Raw genomic sequence first — 15,508 nt, forward strand, 5'->3', positions numbered from 1 at the left:
AATGAAACAAGTTTTACTTTTGGGGGGGGCGGAAAATACGCTTGCGATAGCTCGAAGTCTCAGCAGTATAGGGGTTAAGGTTTCTATCTCATCCGATGAAAAGTCGGGTGCGAAATATTCTAGGTGTTGTAGCCAGTTCTATTCACCTGGATCAAATCAGGATTTGCCAAGTTTATGGCGAGAAATCCTTTTGGAAAACCCTAGAGAGGAATTGGTTGGTCGAGTGGTACTTTGTTGTAGTGATGAGGCAATAGACTTCGTGTCTAGAAATCATGAAAAGCTTTCGTCTCAATACCTGCTGGAAATTAATGATCCGGACCTACAACTAAGTTTGCTCGATAAGTTTGCTACAGTTGAAATGGCAAAAAAAATAGGTATCCCTACGCCAAGCTGCTGGGCGCACATAGAGAGTGACCCATTTTATCGCAGCATAGATATACAGTTCCCAGTTTTGGTTAAACCTATACATTCCCACCTTTATAGGAAGGTTTTCAAATTCAAGCTATTACCTGTTGAAAATAGGGAAGAACTTGAGGCTCACTTAAAGGAGGTTTACTCAAACGGATTGGAAGTGATGATTACGGAATATGTTCCTGGGCCGGATGACTTGTTGTGTAGCTATTACACCTATGTTGATGAGAGTGGGAAATTTCTTTTCGATTATACAAAGTCTGTTATACGACGATTTCCTAAGAATTTTGGTGGTGGCTGTTACCATATTTCTAAATGGCAGCCAGATGTCGCTGAGTTAGGCAAACGGTTTTTCGAGGGGATAGGGTATAGAGGTCTAGGCAATATAGAATTTAAGCGAGACCCTCGAGATAATACGTTAAAGCTCATCGAGTGTAACCCGAGGTTTACAGCAGCCCATGAACTTCTGGTTCAATCAGGTATGAGTACTGATAAGGTTGTATATTCGCATTTAATGGGCCAACCCGCTAACGCTCCGACGACATTTAAGGATGATAAGCGTCTAATTTATTTGTGGAGGGACTTCAGTTCATTTAGGCAAAGAAAAGCACTGGGAGAACTGACCTTCATTCAGTGGATTAAGAGTATAGCTGCGCCCCAGGTATTTCCGTATTTTCGCTTATCTGATCCGCTTCCCGCTGTTTATCAATACGTAAAAATCATTTCTGGTTGGTTTAGGCGACGCTTAGGCTAATGGTAATTTCACAACGTTGCTCATATTCAGATCTTTTGGCATTTACTTACAATATCCTTTGTAGCGCTGGCGTTGTTGAGCCAGAAGCAAAATCGGTATCTGAGTGTTTAGTATGGTGTTCAGCGGCAGGGCTTCCGAATCAAGGCGTTTGGCGTTTACCCGTTTTATTGCAAAAGCTGGCGTCCGGTGGAATCACCTCCCCATCGAAGTGGCTAGTGCGTAAAAAAATGCCGGCTTTTAGTTATATCGATGGAGGGGCTGGATTTGGTCATTATCTTTGTGCAAAAGCTACTGTCGAAGTGTGTAAAACCGCTAAAACTCAGGGAATTGCTGGCATTGCATTAAGTAATAGCAATTTCTGTGGAGCCCTGGGGTTTTATCTTAAACTCGCAGCTGATAACGACTGTGTGTTGTTTGTCTTTTCTAATTCGTTCCCCAAAGTCGCCCCTTATGGTGGAGTGAAAGCGGTTTTAGGTACCAACCCTCTCGGCGTGGGTTTTCCCGGTATTGGAGGGGAGCACCTAATAATTGATATGGCTACGGCGTCGAGTGCGGGTTCGACCATAACCAAAGCGATTGAAAATGGTACAAGCTTGCCGGAAGGTATAGCGGTCGATTCTAAAGGAGAGGCGATTACAGATCCGAGGCTTGTGGATCAAGGTGCATTACTGCCTTTTGGTGGTGCTAAAGGTTTTGGGTTGGCGCTGATGGTTGAAATGCTCGCGGGCGTTTTAACAGGCTCAAGTCTTTCTAAAGAAATTGGCTCGCTCTATAAACACCCTGAAAAGCCTGGGGGTAATGGTCAGCTTTTTATCGCTATTTCACCAAGTTCGTACATTGATAGCGAAACCTATGAAAGCGGATGGTCTAGGTTGCGTGAGTATTTGCTGGCAGATGGCAATGTTCGTTTACCGGGTGTTCAAAAGATTTCTAAAGAGGTTGAGTCGCATACCAAGGGTGTGGAGTTAGACAAAGCAACTCTTGACGCCTTATCAGATCTTTCGAAACAACACGGCGTGGCACTTCCGACTTTTATTTAAATTTGGTGATCTGGCCTTTTCAAGCAACAATGAGTATTTTCTCCTGGTCGGGCTTTGCTATATAGCATGTGACAGAGGATAATACCCTTCGTTATTTCGTAACTCATCAAAGTGCCCGTATTTCTTATGGTTAATGTTTCCTTCAGCGAATCCGCTCAAGTTTATCTCAAAGAGCTTTTAGATAAACAAAATACCGATGGCATCGGTATTCGTATGTTTGTTTCAGACCCTGGTACACCAAAAGCGGAGACCTGTATCGCTTACTCTCGTCCTGGAGAGGAGAAAGAGGATGACGTGGTGATGGAGCTGAAAGGCTTTAATGCTTATTTTGAGCCGCGCAGTATTCCCTTTCTTGACGAAGCATCAGTCGACTACTCGCCAGACCGTATGGGAGGGCAGTTAACCATTCGGGCGCCCAATTCGAAGATGGTCAAAGTGACCGACGATAGCCCGGTAGAGGACAAGATCAACTACGTGCTCTATAACGATATTAACCCAGGGTTGGCGGCCCATGGTGGGCAGGTGAGCTTGGTGGAGTATACCGAGGATGGTTTCGCTGTATTGGAATTTGGCGGCGGCTGTCAGGGGTGCAGCGCTATCGATGTTACATTGAAGGATGGCGTCCAACGGACCCTGACCGAGAAGGTGCCTGAAGTTGCTGGGGTCAGAGATGTGACTGACCATACCGTCAAAACCAACGCGTACTACTAACCCTCTTCTTAATGTTGACCCTGCCTAATGCGGGGTTAGCTTAGCGCCCTGTTCGATTAGTTATCAAGTGGGGTGATAGTAAATTCGCGTAACTCGGCTTGCTGGCAAAGTGCTTGGTATAGCTGTTTGAAGCGTCGGCTTTTAAAGGTGCTGATGGTCGTCTGAAGTTGTATCTCATGCCCCCCTTGTCTGGATGTGTAGGCAAAGCCATTCCCCTCTAGTCCGTTCTTTTTCAGTAGCTCTTTAATTTGACCCTCGATGTCTAATACATCAATTTCAGCGACAACAGCTAATTTAGCGTAGCGCCTGGTGGGAATGGTTTTTTCGACCCAGCGGAAAAGAGAAAGGGTGATCAACGTAAGTGCTACCGCGAGTATGCCAATAGCGTACAAGCCCGACCCAATGATGATACCTATGGCGGAAGTAATCCATATTGACGCTGCCGTAGTGAGTCCGCGGATACTTCGTTTATCATGGAGAATCACCCCCGCGCCTAAGAAGCCTATACCTGTCATGATACCTTGGGCCATGCGCGTTGGGTCGACACGCAAAGTATCGATTTGGCTGCTGGGTACGATGAGCCATTGAAACTGCATCAGCAGCATCAACAGGGCGGAGGCCAAACAAACTAAAACGTGTGTTCTGAAGCCGGCTGCCCGGCCATTATACGCACGCTCTAACCCGATTAGCCCGCCAGCAGTAGTAGCGGCAAATAGTCTTAAGCTTCCTTCTATTAATTCGGCATCCATACATTAACTATAATCCAGGTTGCTGAAATGTGTAGGGCTGCTAATAAATATGAAGTTTTGGGAACAGTAGGGGCTAACGCTAACTGGCTCCATTAGAGGAGTAGCGGGAGTGTGAGATTTTGATGGGTAAGACAGTAGCGCTTGGCGCCACCATCTTATAATACGCTTGGGAACGACTTACGCAGGTTCAACGTTCTCGGCCTGCGGGCCTTTTTGGCCTTGGCCTTCAGTGAAGCTGACCTGTTGCCCTTCTTGCAGGGTACGGAAACCTTCGCCCATGATGTTGCTAAAATGCACAAAAAGGTCGGGACCACCATCACGGGTGATAAAACCATAACCTTTACTTTCGTTGAACCATTTAACGGTGCCGGTGAGCTTGTCAGACATTAACTTAACCTTAAGATAAAAAGACTGCAAAATGCAGTGTATTGCACGACGCCAACGTGTATCACTCGAGTTCCACAAAAGTGGATCTCAACTAGTACAATTGGCCACCCCGCAAGCAGTTTAGAGCGCCTAGAAATCGAGATCAATAGTAAAATGGTGCCAGGGTGTATAAATCTATCGTTAATATTAGATTCATAATGTGCGGGTAAGTCGATTCGCGAAAGCTGGCAAATTGTAAGACGACTGGTATATTTGTGGCTCGTTAAATTTGCGTTTTTGCGGCGCTGATTTTCGTAGCAAAACTAACAAGTTGGCTAGGGACGTGAATGTATAAAATGACGTCCCCCTTAGCTTAGAGATTTCATTTAAGGAATTACTTTGGCGATTCAATCAGTCGGCAGAAAGCACGTATTACTGACCGAAAAAGAAACGCTATGTTTTAAAATAGCATGTCGTTATAAAAGGCGGGCGTTAGCAAGGGACTTGTTTGACCCCAGGTCGGTTACGCCAGGGTTGTTGTCCCGTTTACACTGGTCGAGTAACATTTTGGTCGCCTTACTCCAAGCACTTATCGTGCTATGCCTTCTTCCACTTATTGTATTGAGCCTCATTGTGAAAGCGCTATTTCATTTGGTTGCTTTTCCGTTTAGGTACTTTAGCACGTTTGTTATTCCTGGAGATTTAGCGGCTCCGGGAGAGAAGTCTTTAGTTGGTATCCATAACGCTTTCGCGAAATATAATACCTTGGGAATTGACGATTATGTTGATTGCATGAACGAATGGATAACGGTTTTGTTTGGAAAAGATGCCTTAGAAAAACACAATCTGTCTGGGTATCTTGAGGCAGAAGTCTCTCGCTTGCGCTTCGAGCGTAAGCATCAGGCGGACTCCGAGTTCGCACCTACCGTTAGAAGCTTATTGGCCAACCGACGTGAGCGCCTTTCGCGTGCTCTGGGCCATTATGAGAACCCGTCCGTTCCTCGTCGTAAGGCGGGAACTAACGCATAAAGGCGATAAGTGCAGCCGTTATTGCTACGTTCAGTGATTCAATGCCATTTTGCATTGGGATGAATAGTAGTTCATCGCAAAGCTTTCGGGCAGCGGGTGACATACCGTCCGTTTCGTTGCCTAACACATAGACTTCTTTCTGTTGTTTGTGCGCACTGTTGATGGGCTGACTATCTTGCAATGCAAGGCCAAATACGCACGCTCCATTTGCTTTTGCAGACACTAAGCCCGCTGTCATTTGTTCGCAACGAAGAATAGGGGCTCGAAACAGAGTGCCCGCACTGGCTTTAATTACTAATGCGTCGAGTTTGGCGCAGCCTTTCTTTGGAATAAGGATCCCGTCGACACCACCAGCGCAGGCGGCGCGAATAATCATGCCAACGTTTTGAGGGTTGGTAACATTCTCGAGCGCAATAACTTTGTAGTGGTCATGCGCGTTGAAAAAGTCTTCAGCATCACAAAAATTTGTCGCCAGAATATCGGCAGCTACGCCCTGATCTTGCTTTTTGTTTTTAGAAATTCGAGACAGCGCAAGTTTATCGTGGGTGGCGATTTCTATACCGCGCTGCGCACATAAGTCTTTGATATCTTTGATGATCCCACTGGGCTTGTTGCTATCGGCAAAATGGACCTTGTGGAATTCGATAGAAGTATCTTGCAGGGCTTCGAGAACAGGCTTGCGGCCGTAAATAGTTAATAAATTTGCAGGAAGATTTGTCACAGTCACTAGGCGGCCGTATTCGCGGGAGAGGGTGGAAGCAAGAAAGGTGGGCTTTGTTGAGTGATCTGCTACTTTCGCAAGTAGCAGTCTTCGTCATTTTCAAGTAGCGCTTTCAATATATGAGAGCGATTAATAAGGCCGATTAACTTACCGAAGTTATCTACCACGGGATAGTTCTTGGGGCGCTGTGCTGTCATGTTTTCTGCCAGCTCAACGATGGAGGTTTCCGGGGTTGTTGTGATGACTTCGGTACGCATAACTTTGGTAACTGGTGAAGGCTCTTCACAATAGAAAGCGTAATTGAGTAGCTCTTTAATGCAGTCTTGCTCGGAAACAAACCCGACTAATTTGTGTTGTTCATCAACGACCGGCGCACCGTGAACTTTTGATTTAAGCAGGCTCTCAACTGCATCACGAACATTGGCGCTAACGGGAATTGCGTGAGGATCATTATCCATATAATCGGTAACTAAAATAGATGAGCTCATAAGATATCCAGTGCTAATTAAGGGCCAAACCCGCGAGTTAAACTATCTCTAAACTACCGTGATATAGGATGGCCAATCAAGCAGTTTTTAACGGTCAGTACGATAGTCGTTCAACGGCAAATCGTTAAATAACGCTCAACTGCAGGCCTCATACCGAAACGCAGGGCGTCAACGGTCAAAGCATGGCCAATTGATACCTCTTTAAGGCCAGGTATTGTCGCGAATTGAGGTAAATTCTCCAGGTTTAAATCGTGCCCCGCGTTGACTTCTATGCCTTGCTCGCCAGCGAACTCTGCAGCTTGGCGATAGCGTGTATAGAGGGTGTCAGATGAGTCGTTATCAGCAGACCACTGCGCTGCGTACGGGCCGGTATAGAGCTCAATTCTCGCGACACCAAGTGCTTTAGCGCGTGCGATTTGGTCAGGGTCCGGATCCATAAATAGACTCACCCTAACCCCCATTTCGTGCAACTCTTCGATGATCGGTAATAGCCTGTTTGCATCTTTGGATAGATCAAAGCCGTGGTCAGACGTCAGTTGGTCATTGGAGTCCGGCACTAGCGTGCACTGGTGCGGTGATGTTTCTTTTACCAGTTCTAGCAAACCAGGATAACTCCCTTGAGGTTCCGCGAAGGGGTTACCTTCTATATTGAATTCGCAGTTCGGATACTCTGACACCAAGCTAGCAAGTGCTGTGACGTCAGTCGGTCGGATATGTCGTTGGTCTGGGCGCGGATGAACGGTTAAACCATCGGCTCCGGCTTCTAGCGCAATGCGCCCAAATTCCACGACACTGGGATAATTTCCTTCGCGCGAATTCCGAATGAGGGCGATTTTATTGAGGTTAACACTGAGTGCTATTGGCATTGAAACTCTCTCGATTGGCGCTGGCGGTGGTATTTATTCGGTGATGTCAGTGCGCGAAACACTGGCTTTTAATATACGGACCATATCGTTTGGCGCTTCTGGAAAGGTTCGGTAGCGCCCCCGAGGGATAGCGACGATGGCGTCAACGACGTCCATGCCGTCGATGACTTGTCCAAACACAGCGTATCCAGGGTTATGTTCGCTGTGATCCAGGGTGACGTTGTGAGCGAGGTTAATAAAAAACTGCGATGTCGCGCTGTCGGGGTCTGGGGTGCGCGCCATTGACAATGTGCCGCGGGTATTGGGGAGGCCATTGCCCGCTTCGTTAATGATGGGGTCCGCCGTTTCTTTTTCAACGAAGTCGAATGTAAAACCGCCGCCTTGCACAACAAAACCTGGCACTACGCGGTGAAATTGAGTTCCGTCGTAGAACCCCGAATTGACATAGTGAAGAAAGTTCTCAACCGTGATGGGGGCTTCTTTTTTAAACAGTTGAACGGTAATTGTTCCTAAATCAGTTTCAAGTGAAACAATGACATCATCTTGGGCTGGTTCTGCGTACAGCGAAGGGGAGATTAGCAACAACAAATAAAATGACAGAACTGCTCTCAGGTTATGCGCTATACCAATGGAAAATTTGCCAGTCACTTTCTTAGGCCCACTCTGAATAGCTACGACGCATGCGTATTTTTTGCAGAATTAATGTGAGAAGTACACCAATAATGACAGCAATTGCACCGTACAAAAACCAGGTTTGATTTGAGTTGTCACTAAGGCGCTCATTCTCAGCTTTTAGCACGTCAATTTCAGTATCGAGGATTTGACGCTGTTCCATCAGTTGCTTGTTTGCATTATTTAGCTGGACGGCGTTGGCTGAAATGCGTTTTAGTTCATCGAGCTCACGAGCTAGTTTTGCCGCGAGTTCTTGGCTTTCTTGTAATTGGGCGCTCAGCGTCGCATTTTGCTGCTGTAACTCTGAAGAGCTGCTATTTAAGTTGTTTTGCAGTGCGGTAAGTTCAGCAATTTTTTTGCGGGCCTGGGCCAGCAAATCTCTAGCGATAGGCTCAGCCTGAAGGTATTGAGTGCGAACCCAGCCTTCTTCTCCACTGGCGATGCGTACCTTTGCCCAATCTTCGGTACTACCGGCTTCGAGAATCTCCATGCGTGTACCGCTACGTAAAAACTTGGTAATTCGGTACTGATCACCCTCTCCAGAGCGAAGGTTGATTCGAAGCTCATCTGAAACATAGCGCGTTTGCGCTTGGGCGAGGCTGGCCAAAGTGATGCATAGCAGCATGAACACGTATTTCATTATGGGTTGCCTTAGGTTTAAACGATCACGTTATTGGTTTTGTATTACGTCTTGAGAATGGGCAGCAAATTAAGCTCACCACGCGACAGTCGACAGACGATTCGTAAATTATAACCCTAACTGGATTGAGGATACGAAACGCTATCTGATGAATGCGAACTCCCTCACGGGTCGTTTTAGGGTAACACTTTCTTAAAAGGCTTAACGGTTACTGTTTGATAAACGCCAGCAGCGACATAGGGGTCTGCGTCAGCCCAGGCTTGAGCGTCCTCAAGTGACGTAAACTCCGCAACGACTAAGCTCCCCGTAAACCCCGCTTCGCCGGGTTCATTACAGTCAATGGCGGGATGAGGGCCAGCCAGAATAAGCCTGCCCGCGTCTCTGAGTATGTGCAGACGCTCGAGATGTGCAGGTCGTGCCGATTGTCGTTTGTTTAAGCTGTTATCGATATCTTGGCTAATAATGGCGTAAAGCATAGGGACCTAGCTGTTTGTTTGTGTATAAAGTTGATCTAAGTTATTCGACGTTATGCAGGATTTCTTCGAGCTTCAATCCTGTGTGTTTGCGAATGGCATTAAAGGTATAAACAGCGGCAATAATCATGACAATCATTGCCGGAACAACGTTCACTGGGTAGCTTAAAGCAATCATCCGGCCTAGTTCTACATTAAACGCCTCTGTTCCAGGAGGGCTTACAAGAACCACTTTCGCCAAAACATAGTTTGTTGTGGCAGAGGTAAAGAAGGACATTGCCAAGAGCACAGAGGCAATCACCAAGCTACGTTCAAATAGTGCTGTTGTTTGCTTTTCATGCAACGCTGCATTGATGCGGCTAACCTGCATGATCTTTTCATTGTAGATAAATGTTTTCACCAGAGGGTAAGGTGTCTTAAGCGAAATAATCGTGAAGAGCCCAAGCGCTGCAGGAATAGCCGCTTCTTTGATAGCAATATATTTAGGGTCAATTTCAAGCAATCCCATGCCGCCGGTCAAGGCAACAGTGACAACGCCAATAATCGAAAAAAAGTTGACCTTGTGCGTGCCGATAAAATCCTTGCAGCCATAGATAATGGGGAAGGAGAGCGCCACCACGAGCGCCCATTTATTACCCAAATACTCTTCTTTAGAGAGGTAACTGAGGACCACAGTAGGGATGATGATATTGACCAAGAGTTCAACAAATAGGCTGCTACCGGATGGGCGCTCTTGGGTATTTGGGGACGAGTTTGCAGGTGTAGAAGACATATAAAACGCTTTGAAATGAGTTGATAACGGGTGTTATTGGTATAGCTAATCGTACTTTAAATGGTGTGGGCTCTATAATCTTGTCCCATCTTAATCCGCTAACCGTTAGACTGCTTGAATGAAAAATTACTTCGACCTTCACACGCACAGTTCTGAATCAGACGGTATTCTAAACCCTGAAGAATTGGTGTCGAGTGCTAAATCTGCCGGCATCGAGTATCTCGCATTAACAGACCACGACACGGTCTCTGGTATTCAGCAAGCTAAAATCAGTGGCGAAGCGCTTGGTGTAAACGTTATTCCGGCCATAGAGCTATCCTGCACCTGGTCCGGTGTGGGAATTCACATAGTCGGTTTACATATCGATGTACATGCTAAGTCCATGGTGAATGGCGTGGCACAGCAAAAGGCAGCTCGCGCTGAGCGCAGTGAGTTGATTGCTGCTCGGCTTGAAAAAAAGGGTATCGAAGCACCACTGGAGGGGGCTCAACGACACGCGGGAGGGGACCTGGTGACTCGCCCACACTTTGCCGCCTATCTCGTTGAAAAAGGCTACGTTACCTCTATTAACGCTGCGTTTCGCCGCTACTTGGGGGCTGGCAAATGTGGTGATGTAAAGCAGTTTTGGCCTGAAATGGATGAAGTGGTTCGCTGGATTCTGCAATCCGGAGGCATACCTGTGTTGGCTCACCCCAAACGTTACAAAATGACCAATACAAAGCGACGCCGTTTGGTGGAGGTGTTTTGTGATGCGGGAGGGCAAGCGTTAGAGGTCATATCTGGATCGCAAACAGCGGATGAAACACGCTATTTGGCCGATTTAGCAGAGCATTTTGGTTTGTATGCTAGTGCAGGCAGCGATTTTCATAACCCAGAGTGGCCGTGGCATTCACTAGGCGGATTTGGCAAACTACCGCCCCAGTGTAAGATGGTACCGCTCAGTTAAATTCACCTTAATCATCACTCGATTCTGGCGCCTGGCCGTTGGACGAATATGTAGTATTTGAGGATTCTCTTTTGGCCCAGTTCTTCCAAATTCATCCCGAAAATCCACAGCAACGCCTTATCAATCAAGCCGTTGATATTATCCGGCGGGGAGGCTTGATGGCTTATCCGACGGATTCTGCTTACGCGCTTGGCTGTCATATTGGCGACAAGATGGCTCTAGATCGCATTCGCGCAATCCGCCGATTAGACAAACATCATAACTTCACGCTCATGTGCCGCGACCTGTCGGAGTTGGCTACTTACGCCAAGGTCGACAACTTAATGTTTCGTTTGATTAAAAAGTACACACCGGGGCCCTTTACCTTTATTTTGGAGGCTACTTCCGAAGTGCCTCGTCGGCTGAAGCATCCGAAGCGCAAAACTATTGGCATGCGTGTACCCAACAACAATATCGCTTTGGCACTATTGGAAGAGTTACGGGAGCCACTAATGAGCAGTACATTGTTGTTGCCTGGTGACGAGTACCCTCTAACCGACCCTTACGATATCCGCGAAAGCCTCGAGCATGAGCTAGATCTAGTGATCGACGGCGGCTTTTGCGGCATGGAGCCGACAACGGTGGTCGACCTCACGGGAGAGTCCCCCATCATTGCGCGTCAGGGCTGTGGTGAATTTCTAGATATTTAATGTGTATCGCTTATAAATCACATTCAAATTGATGCATAACATTCTGAAAATAAAAGAAAATATTAAACTTAAAGTAGATTCTATGGTGATATTTTGCTGTTGTAATACGGTGTAATTCACTATAATCTCGCCCCTCCAGTCCCCCTGTGAAGGGCCGGTGATTGAGGCGGGGAAACCCCACTCATTTCTCTCCGATTAGTCACAATTAGAATCATAAAAGGTAGTTTGCGTGGTCAGCGAAAATGAAGATGTTGCTGTAGTTGAGCAAGTCGATTCAGATGGGGCTTCTGAGACCTCACCCGAAAGCGGGAGTGCGCCAGCTGAAGCCAAGCAAAAGCCTGAGCAAGGTGAAATGCCTTTTGCCGTTGTTGAAGGCAAGGCCGTCACAGAGATTCCGAAAGACCTTTATATTCCACCAGACGCGCTTGAAGTGTTCCTTGAAGCTTTTGAAGGTCCGCTCGACTTACTTCTATACCTGATTCGTCGTCAGAACATCGATATTCTCGATATTCATGTAGCGGAAATCACGCGTCAGTACATGGGGTATGTAGAAATGATGTCTGCCATCCGATTTGAATTGGCAGCTGAATACCTCGTGATGGCAGCCATGTTGGCTGAAATCAAATCACGTATGTTGCTGCCACGCTCCCAAGAAGCCGAAGAGGAGGAAGAAGATCCTCGGGCGGAGCTGATCCGTCGCTTACAAGAGTATGAGCGCTTTAAAAAAGCAGCTGAAGATCTCGATGAAGTTCCACGCACCGGTCGAGATGTTTTCCAGGCTAGTGCCGAGCCGCCTCCGAGTGAGATTACCCGGCCTGAACCTGATGTCGATATGAAAGAGCTATTGATGGTGTTGGCCGAAGTACTCCGTCGCGCTGATATGTTTGAGAGTCATCATATCGAGCGAGAAAAATTATCTACCCGCGAGCGGATGGGGACGATTCTCGATCGCCTAAGTAACGGTGGATTTGTGCCCTTTGTTAGCCTTTTTACCGTCGAAGAAGGCAAGCTGGGGGTGGTTACGAGTTTTCTCGCGGTCATGGAGTTGATTAAAGAATCTCTAGTGGAAATTGTGCAAAGCGAGCCTTTTGGCCCGATTCACGTTAAGGCCCGTTCAAAACCATACCAAGATGAAGGCGAAAGCGCCGAAGACATTCAAAACGAAGTTGAATAAAGACCTATGGACGAAAAATTACTACGCAAGATTATTGAAGGCGCATTGCTAGCAGCGGGTACTCCCCTCAGCGTGAAAAGAATCCGCGCCTTGTTTGAGCCGGTTGAAGGTGCCGAGCTGGAGCTGGAAGAGCAGCCAGAAGTTCCAGGCAGCGAAGAAATTTTGGCCATTCTTCAAGATATTCAGGGTGACTATAAAAACCACGGTTTTGAATTAAAAGAATTGGGCAGCGGTTGGCGTTTTCAGGTTGTTGAAGAAACGGCACCGTGGATTTCAAAGCTGTGGGAAGAAAAGCCTCAGAAGTATTCACGTGCTTTGCTAGAAACGTTATCACTGATCGCTTACAGGCAGCCTATCACTCGAGGTGACATCGAATCTATTCGTGGTGTGGCCGTGAGTTCACACATTATTAAAACGCTGACGGAGCGAGAGTGGGTTAAAGTTGTTGGTCATCGTGATGTGCCTGGTCGTCCCGCGTTATACGCAACCACCAAACAATTTTTGGACTATTTCAATATCAAAAGTTTGGATGAGCTACCTAGCTTGCAAGATATTCAAGACCTTGATGCTATCGATTCTGAGCTTAACTTCAACGGTGAAACCCCCAATACTGAGCAGCCTGACGCCAACGAAAATGCAGCATCAAATCTAGATGCTCAGGCCGAGTCAGTGTCGGAAAACGATCAAGACCCAGAAGCAAAGTCGCAAGCAGCTAACGACCAATCTGGTGAGCCAGTAGAAACAGAGGTTGAAGAAGCCATTGTAGAACAGGGCGCTGATTTTGAAGCAGAGGATCAAGATCACGGTGCGGAGCCTGCATCAGAGGCACAAGATGAAGAGCGAGATGAAGTTACGGAAGCATCTGGCGATAGTGAAGAAGAGCCTGAGAAATCAAACGTTATTCAATTTGAGCCCTAGTTATGGTTGTTAGCCCAATAAGGCTGGCCCATAAACAACCAACGCTACAGTAAAACCAACCTACCACTCCCTAGTTGTAATGTATGAGCGACACAAACGAGACACAAGACAAAGCCAATCCTAGTAGCGCCGAAGATGAAAAACTTCACAAGGTTTTAGCGCGAGCAGGTTTTGGTTCGCGTCGAGAAATGGAAGCGGCGATTACTCAGGGACGCGTTAAAGTGAATGGGGAACCCGCAAAACTCGGTGACCGGGTGACGGTGACGGATAAGATAATTTTCGATGGTCGAGTTGTTAAACGCGAAGAAGCTCAAAAGCAGCGTTTACGTGTGATCTTATATAACAAGCCGGAAGGCGAGATTTGTTCGCGTCGAGATCCGGAGGGGCGGCGCTCAGTGTTTGATCGTTTGCCGCGCTTAAATAAAGGTCGGTGGATCTCGATTGGCCGTTTGGATATCAATACAAGCGGACTTTTATTATTTACCAACGACGGCGATTTTGCTCATAAATTGATGCACCCATCCTCTGTTATTGATAGAGAATACCTTGCTCGTGTCTATGGTGATGTTACCGAAGAAGCAATTCAACGTCTTCGCGAAGGCGTTTTGTTGGAAGACGGTGTAGCGAAATTCACCGACATTTTGCCATCGGATAATGACCAAAGTGGCCGCTGGTATTACTGTGTGGTAATGGAGGGGCGGAACAGAGAAGTTCGTCGCCTATGGGAATCACAAGGTCTAAAAGTGAACCGTCTTAAGCGTGTGCGTTATGGGAATATATTTATCCCCAGTCATGTACGCGTGGGTCAATGGGTTGAGTTAAATGCCCGTGAGATTGCCGAGCTAGCACAAACTGCAGGCTATGACATGCCTGAAAGTACGTTACCGTTTTCACCAGAAGAGAAAAAAGCTTTTTTACGTCACGAAAGAAAACTGCGGCGTAATCCAAAAGGGCGAGGAGGTCGTTCCCGGTAGCGCGGGCTCTTCAGTTAGCTTTCACATGTCTCATTGTGCGATTCAGATGCGACTTGGTTGCGACCTCTTTGCTTAGCCAAGTATAGCGCGCGGTCGGCGCGGTCAAACATTGATTTAACATGCTCGCCATTTTCCAAGCTACTTACACCGATGCTTACAGTGACGTTTAGCGCGTTACCTTCTATCTCAATGACAGAATCTGCAATAAAGTCGCAGATGCGCTTTGCAATTAATCCTGCGCCTTGATTGTCTGTTTTGCTGAGAACCACAACAAATTCTTCACCACCATAGCGAAACGTCAGGTCGGAGTCTCGAATAATGGCTTTAATTGCACCCACGATATTTTTGATGACTTGGTCGCCAATTGAGTGGCCAAGTCATCATTGATGGTTTTGAAATGGTCGATATCAATGACTAGTAACGACAGGGCTTGGTCGTAGCGTTCCGATAGCTGCAGCTCCCGACGAAGAGTGTTGTCCAGTGCAATACGATTACCAGCGCCAGTCAGCGGATCCAGCATTGCAAGTTTAAGTGCCTGTTGGTAGCGCATGGCGTTGCGCAAAGGGTATATGAGAGTGCTCAGCGCGATTTCGACAAACTCTAGATCTTCTTCCGTAAACTTTTTGGCCCTGGTGACGACGAGTTGCCCCAGCTTCTCTTTCTGAACGCCGATATCATATTCACAGCTGTGGCGAGCGTCGCGCCCTAAAGACAGCTCTATCCCGAGAGCCTCGTTGGTGTAGCTAACGCTAGCTGTCTTCAATTTATCGCTCAACCAGTTCGCGAAAATTTTTAACTGCTCTTCATACTCAAGTGTCGCTTGTAGGGCTTGCCCCAATTCAATTCGAAGTTCTAGCGCAGGAAGCTGGCTTGCCTGGGTTGAGATATTTGCCGCTTGGTTGGGCTTTTTGTTCGATATTGACTGTATGGATGGCATCGTCATCATTCCTAAAATAAGTCTGGTTTGATGATCTCTCAGGGTAACACTCAGAATTTTGACAGATCACCGTTTACGAAGACTTTAATGCGATTTGCGTGCCAAGCATAAAAACACTGTAAAAACAACAACTTAGTGTTGTTTGCGGGCATCCAATAGGGGCGGGGCAAAAAAATTG

At 46.9% G+C, this 15,508-nt stretch carries 18 protein-coding genes and 1 pseudogene; 9 read left to right on the plus strand and 10 right to left on the minus strand.

Features of this window, described 5'->3' with window-relative positions; genetic code table 11:
- The first annotated feature begins 1 nt into the window (after position 1).
- From ACZ5NB_RS08290 to nfuA, 3 genes are all read left to right on the plus strand, one after another.
- Positions 2–1,165 carry a carboxylate--amine ligase gene (locus tag ACZ5NB_RS08290; protein WP_460232667.1) on the plus strand — a complete coding sequence of 388 codons (1,164 nt, stop codon included), beginning with the start codon at positions 2–4 and terminating at the stop codon, positions 1,163–1,165.
- Positions 1,165–2,205 carry an Ldh family oxidoreductase gene (locus ACZ5NB_RS08295; RefSeq protein ID WP_460232668.1) on the plus strand — a complete coding sequence of 347 codons (1,041 nt, stop codon included), beginning with the start codon at positions 1,165–1,167 and terminating at the stop codon, positions 2,203–2,205. Before ACZ5NB_RS08290 ends, ACZ5NB_RS08295 begins: the two co-directional genes overlap by 1 nt.
- A gap of 126 nt (positions 2,206–2,331) precedes the next feature.
- Positions 2,332–2,916, plus strand: a complete 585-nt coding sequence (gene nfuA, locus ACZ5NB_RS08300) for a Fe-S biogenesis protein NfuA (protein WP_460232669.1) — start codon at positions 2,332–2,334, stop codon at positions 2,914–2,916.
- 56 nt (positions 2,917–2,972) lie between these two features.
- On the opposite strand, the gene ACZ5NB_RS08305 is transcribed toward nfuA, so the two are convergent.
- The gene (locus ACZ5NB_RS08305) at positions 2,973–3,665 is read right to left on the minus strand and encodes an MgtC/SapB family protein (protein ID WP_460232670.1); all 693 of its coding nucleotides are present in this window, start codon (positions 3,663–3,665) and stop codon (positions 2,973–2,975) included.
- Positions 3,666–3,842: 177 nt separating this feature from the next.
- Complete coding sequence (locus tag ACZ5NB_RS08310; protein ID WP_460232671.1) at positions 3,843–4,052, minus strand: cold-shock protein; 210 nt, start codon at positions 4,050–4,052, stop codon at positions 3,843–3,845.
- 378 nt (positions 4,053–4,430) lie between these two features.
- Here ACZ5NB_RS08310 and ACZ5NB_RS08315 point away from each other — a divergent pair, with 378 nt between their 5' ends.
- A complete protein-coding gene (locus ACZ5NB_RS08315; RefSeq protein ID WP_460232672.1) occupies positions 4,431–5,060 on the plus strand; it encodes a hypothetical protein in 630 nt (209 codons plus the stop codon).
- Here ACZ5NB_RS08315 and ACZ5NB_RS08320 read toward each other — a convergent pair.
- The 7 genes from ACZ5NB_RS08320 to ACZ5NB_RS08350 form a co-directional block, all read right to left on the minus strand.
- The gene (locus ACZ5NB_RS08320) at positions 5,050–5,787 is read right to left on the minus strand and encodes a TrmH family RNA methyltransferase (protein WP_460232673.1); all 738 of its coding nucleotides are present in this window, start codon (positions 5,785–5,787) and stop codon (positions 5,050–5,052) included. The two genes, ACZ5NB_RS08315 and ACZ5NB_RS08320, sit on opposite strands and share 11 nt — an antisense overlap.
- Before the next feature lie 62 nt (positions 5,788–5,849).
- Positions 5,850–6,269, minus strand: coding sequence for a CBS domain-containing protein (locus ACZ5NB_RS08325; protein ID WP_460232674.1), 420 nt, complete (start codon positions 6,267–6,269; stop codon positions 5,850–5,852).
- Positions 6,270–6,379: 110 nt separating this feature from the next.
- The gene (locus ACZ5NB_RS08330; RefSeq protein WP_460232675.1) at positions 6,380–7,135 is read right to left on the minus strand and encodes a pyridoxine 5'-phosphate synthase; all 756 of its coding nucleotides are present in this window, start codon (positions 7,133–7,135) and stop codon (positions 6,380–6,382) included.
- A 33-nt stretch (positions 7,136–7,168) separates the two neighbouring features.
- Positions 7,169–7,723: a peptidylprolyl isomerase gene (locus ACZ5NB_RS08335; RefSeq protein ID WP_460232989.1), complete on the minus strand. Its 555-nt coding sequence runs from the start codon at positions 7,721–7,723 to the stop codon at positions 7,169–7,171.
- A 64-nt stretch (positions 7,724–7,787) separates the two neighbouring features.
- Entirely contained in the window at positions 7,788–8,447 is a 660-nt protein-coding gene (locus tag ACZ5NB_RS08340; protein ID WP_460232676.1) for a TIGR04211 family SH3 domain-containing protein, read from the minus strand.
- 176 nt (positions 8,448–8,623) lie between these two features.
- Complete coding sequence (locus tag ACZ5NB_RS08345; protein ID WP_460232677.1) at positions 8,624–8,923, minus strand: YciI family protein; 300 nt, start codon at positions 8,921–8,923, stop codon at positions 8,624–8,626.
- Positions 8,924–8,963: 40 nt separating this feature from the next.
- On the minus strand, positions 8,964–9,692 hold the full coding sequence (locus ACZ5NB_RS08350; RefSeq protein WP_460232678.1) for a VC0807 family protein: 729 nt from the start codon (positions 9,690–9,692) through the stop codon (positions 8,964–8,966).
- A 118-nt stretch (positions 9,693–9,810) separates the two neighbouring features.
- On the opposite strand from ACZ5NB_RS08350, the gene ACZ5NB_RS08355 reads away from it, so the two are divergent.
- The 5 genes from ACZ5NB_RS08355 to rluB all read left to right on the plus strand — a co-directional run bounded on the left by ACZ5NB_RS08355 (position 9,811) and on the right by rluB (position 14,393).
- Positions 9,811–10,638, plus strand: coding sequence for a PHP domain-containing protein (locus ACZ5NB_RS08355; RefSeq protein WP_460232679.1), 828 nt, complete (start codon positions 9,811–9,813; stop codon positions 10,636–10,638).
- A 71-nt stretch (positions 10,639–10,709) separates the two neighbouring features.
- The gene (locus ACZ5NB_RS08360; RefSeq protein ID WP_460232680.1) at positions 10,710–11,327 is read left to right on the plus strand and encodes an L-threonylcarbamoyladenylate synthase; all 618 of its coding nucleotides are present in this window, start codon (positions 10,710–10,712) and stop codon (positions 11,325–11,327) included.
- Positions 11,328–11,556: 229 nt separating this feature from the next.
- The gene (locus tag ACZ5NB_RS08365; RefSeq protein ID WP_460232681.1) at positions 11,557–12,501 is read left to right on the plus strand and encodes a segregation and condensation protein A; all 945 of its coding nucleotides are present in this window, start codon (positions 11,557–11,559) and stop codon (positions 12,499–12,501) included.
- Between the two features lie 6 nt (positions 12,502–12,507).
- On the plus strand, positions 12,508–13,419 hold the full coding sequence (scpB, locus tag ACZ5NB_RS08370; RefSeq protein WP_460232682.1) for an SMC-Scp complex subunit ScpB: 912 nt from the start codon (positions 12,508–12,510) through the stop codon (positions 13,417–13,419).
- A gap of 83 nt (positions 13,420–13,502) precedes the next feature.
- Positions 13,503–14,393, plus strand: a complete 891-nt coding sequence (rluB, locus tag ACZ5NB_RS08375) for a 23S rRNA pseudouridine(2605) synthase RluB (protein WP_460232683.1) — start codon at positions 13,503–13,505, stop codon at positions 14,391–14,393.
- Positions 14,394–14,407: 14 nt separating this feature from the next.
- Here rluB and ACZ5NB_RS08380 read toward each other — a convergent pair.
- Positions 14,408–15,339 (minus strand): annotated as a pseudogene (locus ACZ5NB_RS08380) (GGDEF domain-containing protein).
- Positions 15,340–15,508 lie beyond the last annotated feature (169 nt).

It is taken from the genome of Aurantivibrio plasticivorans (assembly GCF_055392955.1).

Bases quoted from the DNA above. Each gene is read 5' to 3' on its own strand.
- ACZ5NB_RS08290 (WP_460232667.1), top strand. From the start codon at position 2: ATGAAACAAGTTTTACTTTTGGGGGGGGCGGAAAATACGCTTGCGATA.
- ACZ5NB_RS08295 (WP_460232668.1), top strand. From the start codon at position 1,165: ATGGTAATTTCACAACGTTGCTCATATTCAGATCTTTTGGCATTTACT.
- nfuA (WP_460232669.1), top strand. From the start codon at position 2,332: ATGGTTAATGTTTCCTTCAGCGAATCCGCTCAAGTTTATCTCAAAGAG.
- ACZ5NB_RS08305 (WP_460232670.1), bottom strand. From the start codon at position 3,665: ATGGATGCCGAATTAATAGAAGGAAGCTTAAGACTATTTGCCGCTACT.
- ACZ5NB_RS08310 (WP_460232671.1), bottom strand. From the start codon at position 4,052: ATGTCTGACAAGCTCACCGGCACCGTTAAATGGTTCAACGAAAGTAAA.
- ACZ5NB_RS08325 (WP_460232674.1), bottom strand. From the start codon at position 6,269: ATGAGCTCATCTATTTTAGTTACCGATTATATGGATAATGATCCTCAC.
- ACZ5NB_RS08330 (WP_460232675.1), bottom strand. From the start codon at position 7,135: ATGCCAATAGCACTCAGTGTTAACCTCAATAAAATCGCCCTCATTCGG.
- ACZ5NB_RS08340 (WP_460232676.1), bottom strand. From the start codon at position 8,447: ATGAAATACGTGTTCATGCTGCTATGCATCACTTTGGCCAGCCTCGCC.
- ACZ5NB_RS08345 (WP_460232677.1), bottom strand. From the start codon at position 8,923: ATGCTTTACGCCATTATTAGCCAAGATATCGATAACAGCTTAAACAAA.
- ACZ5NB_RS08350 (WP_460232678.1), bottom strand. From the start codon at position 9,692: ATGTCTTCTACACCTGCAAACTCGTCCCCAAATACCCAAGAGCGCCCA.
- ACZ5NB_RS08355 (WP_460232679.1), top strand. From the start codon at position 9,811: ATGAAAAATTACTTCGACCTTCACACGCACAGTTCTGAATCAGACGGT.
- scpB (WP_460232682.1), top strand. From the start codon at position 12,508: ATGGACGAAAAATTACTACGCAAGATTATTGAAGGCGCATTGCTAGCA.
- rluB (WP_460232683.1), top strand. From the start codon at position 13,503: ATGAGCGACACAAACGAGACACAAGACAAAGCCAATCCTAGTAGCGCC.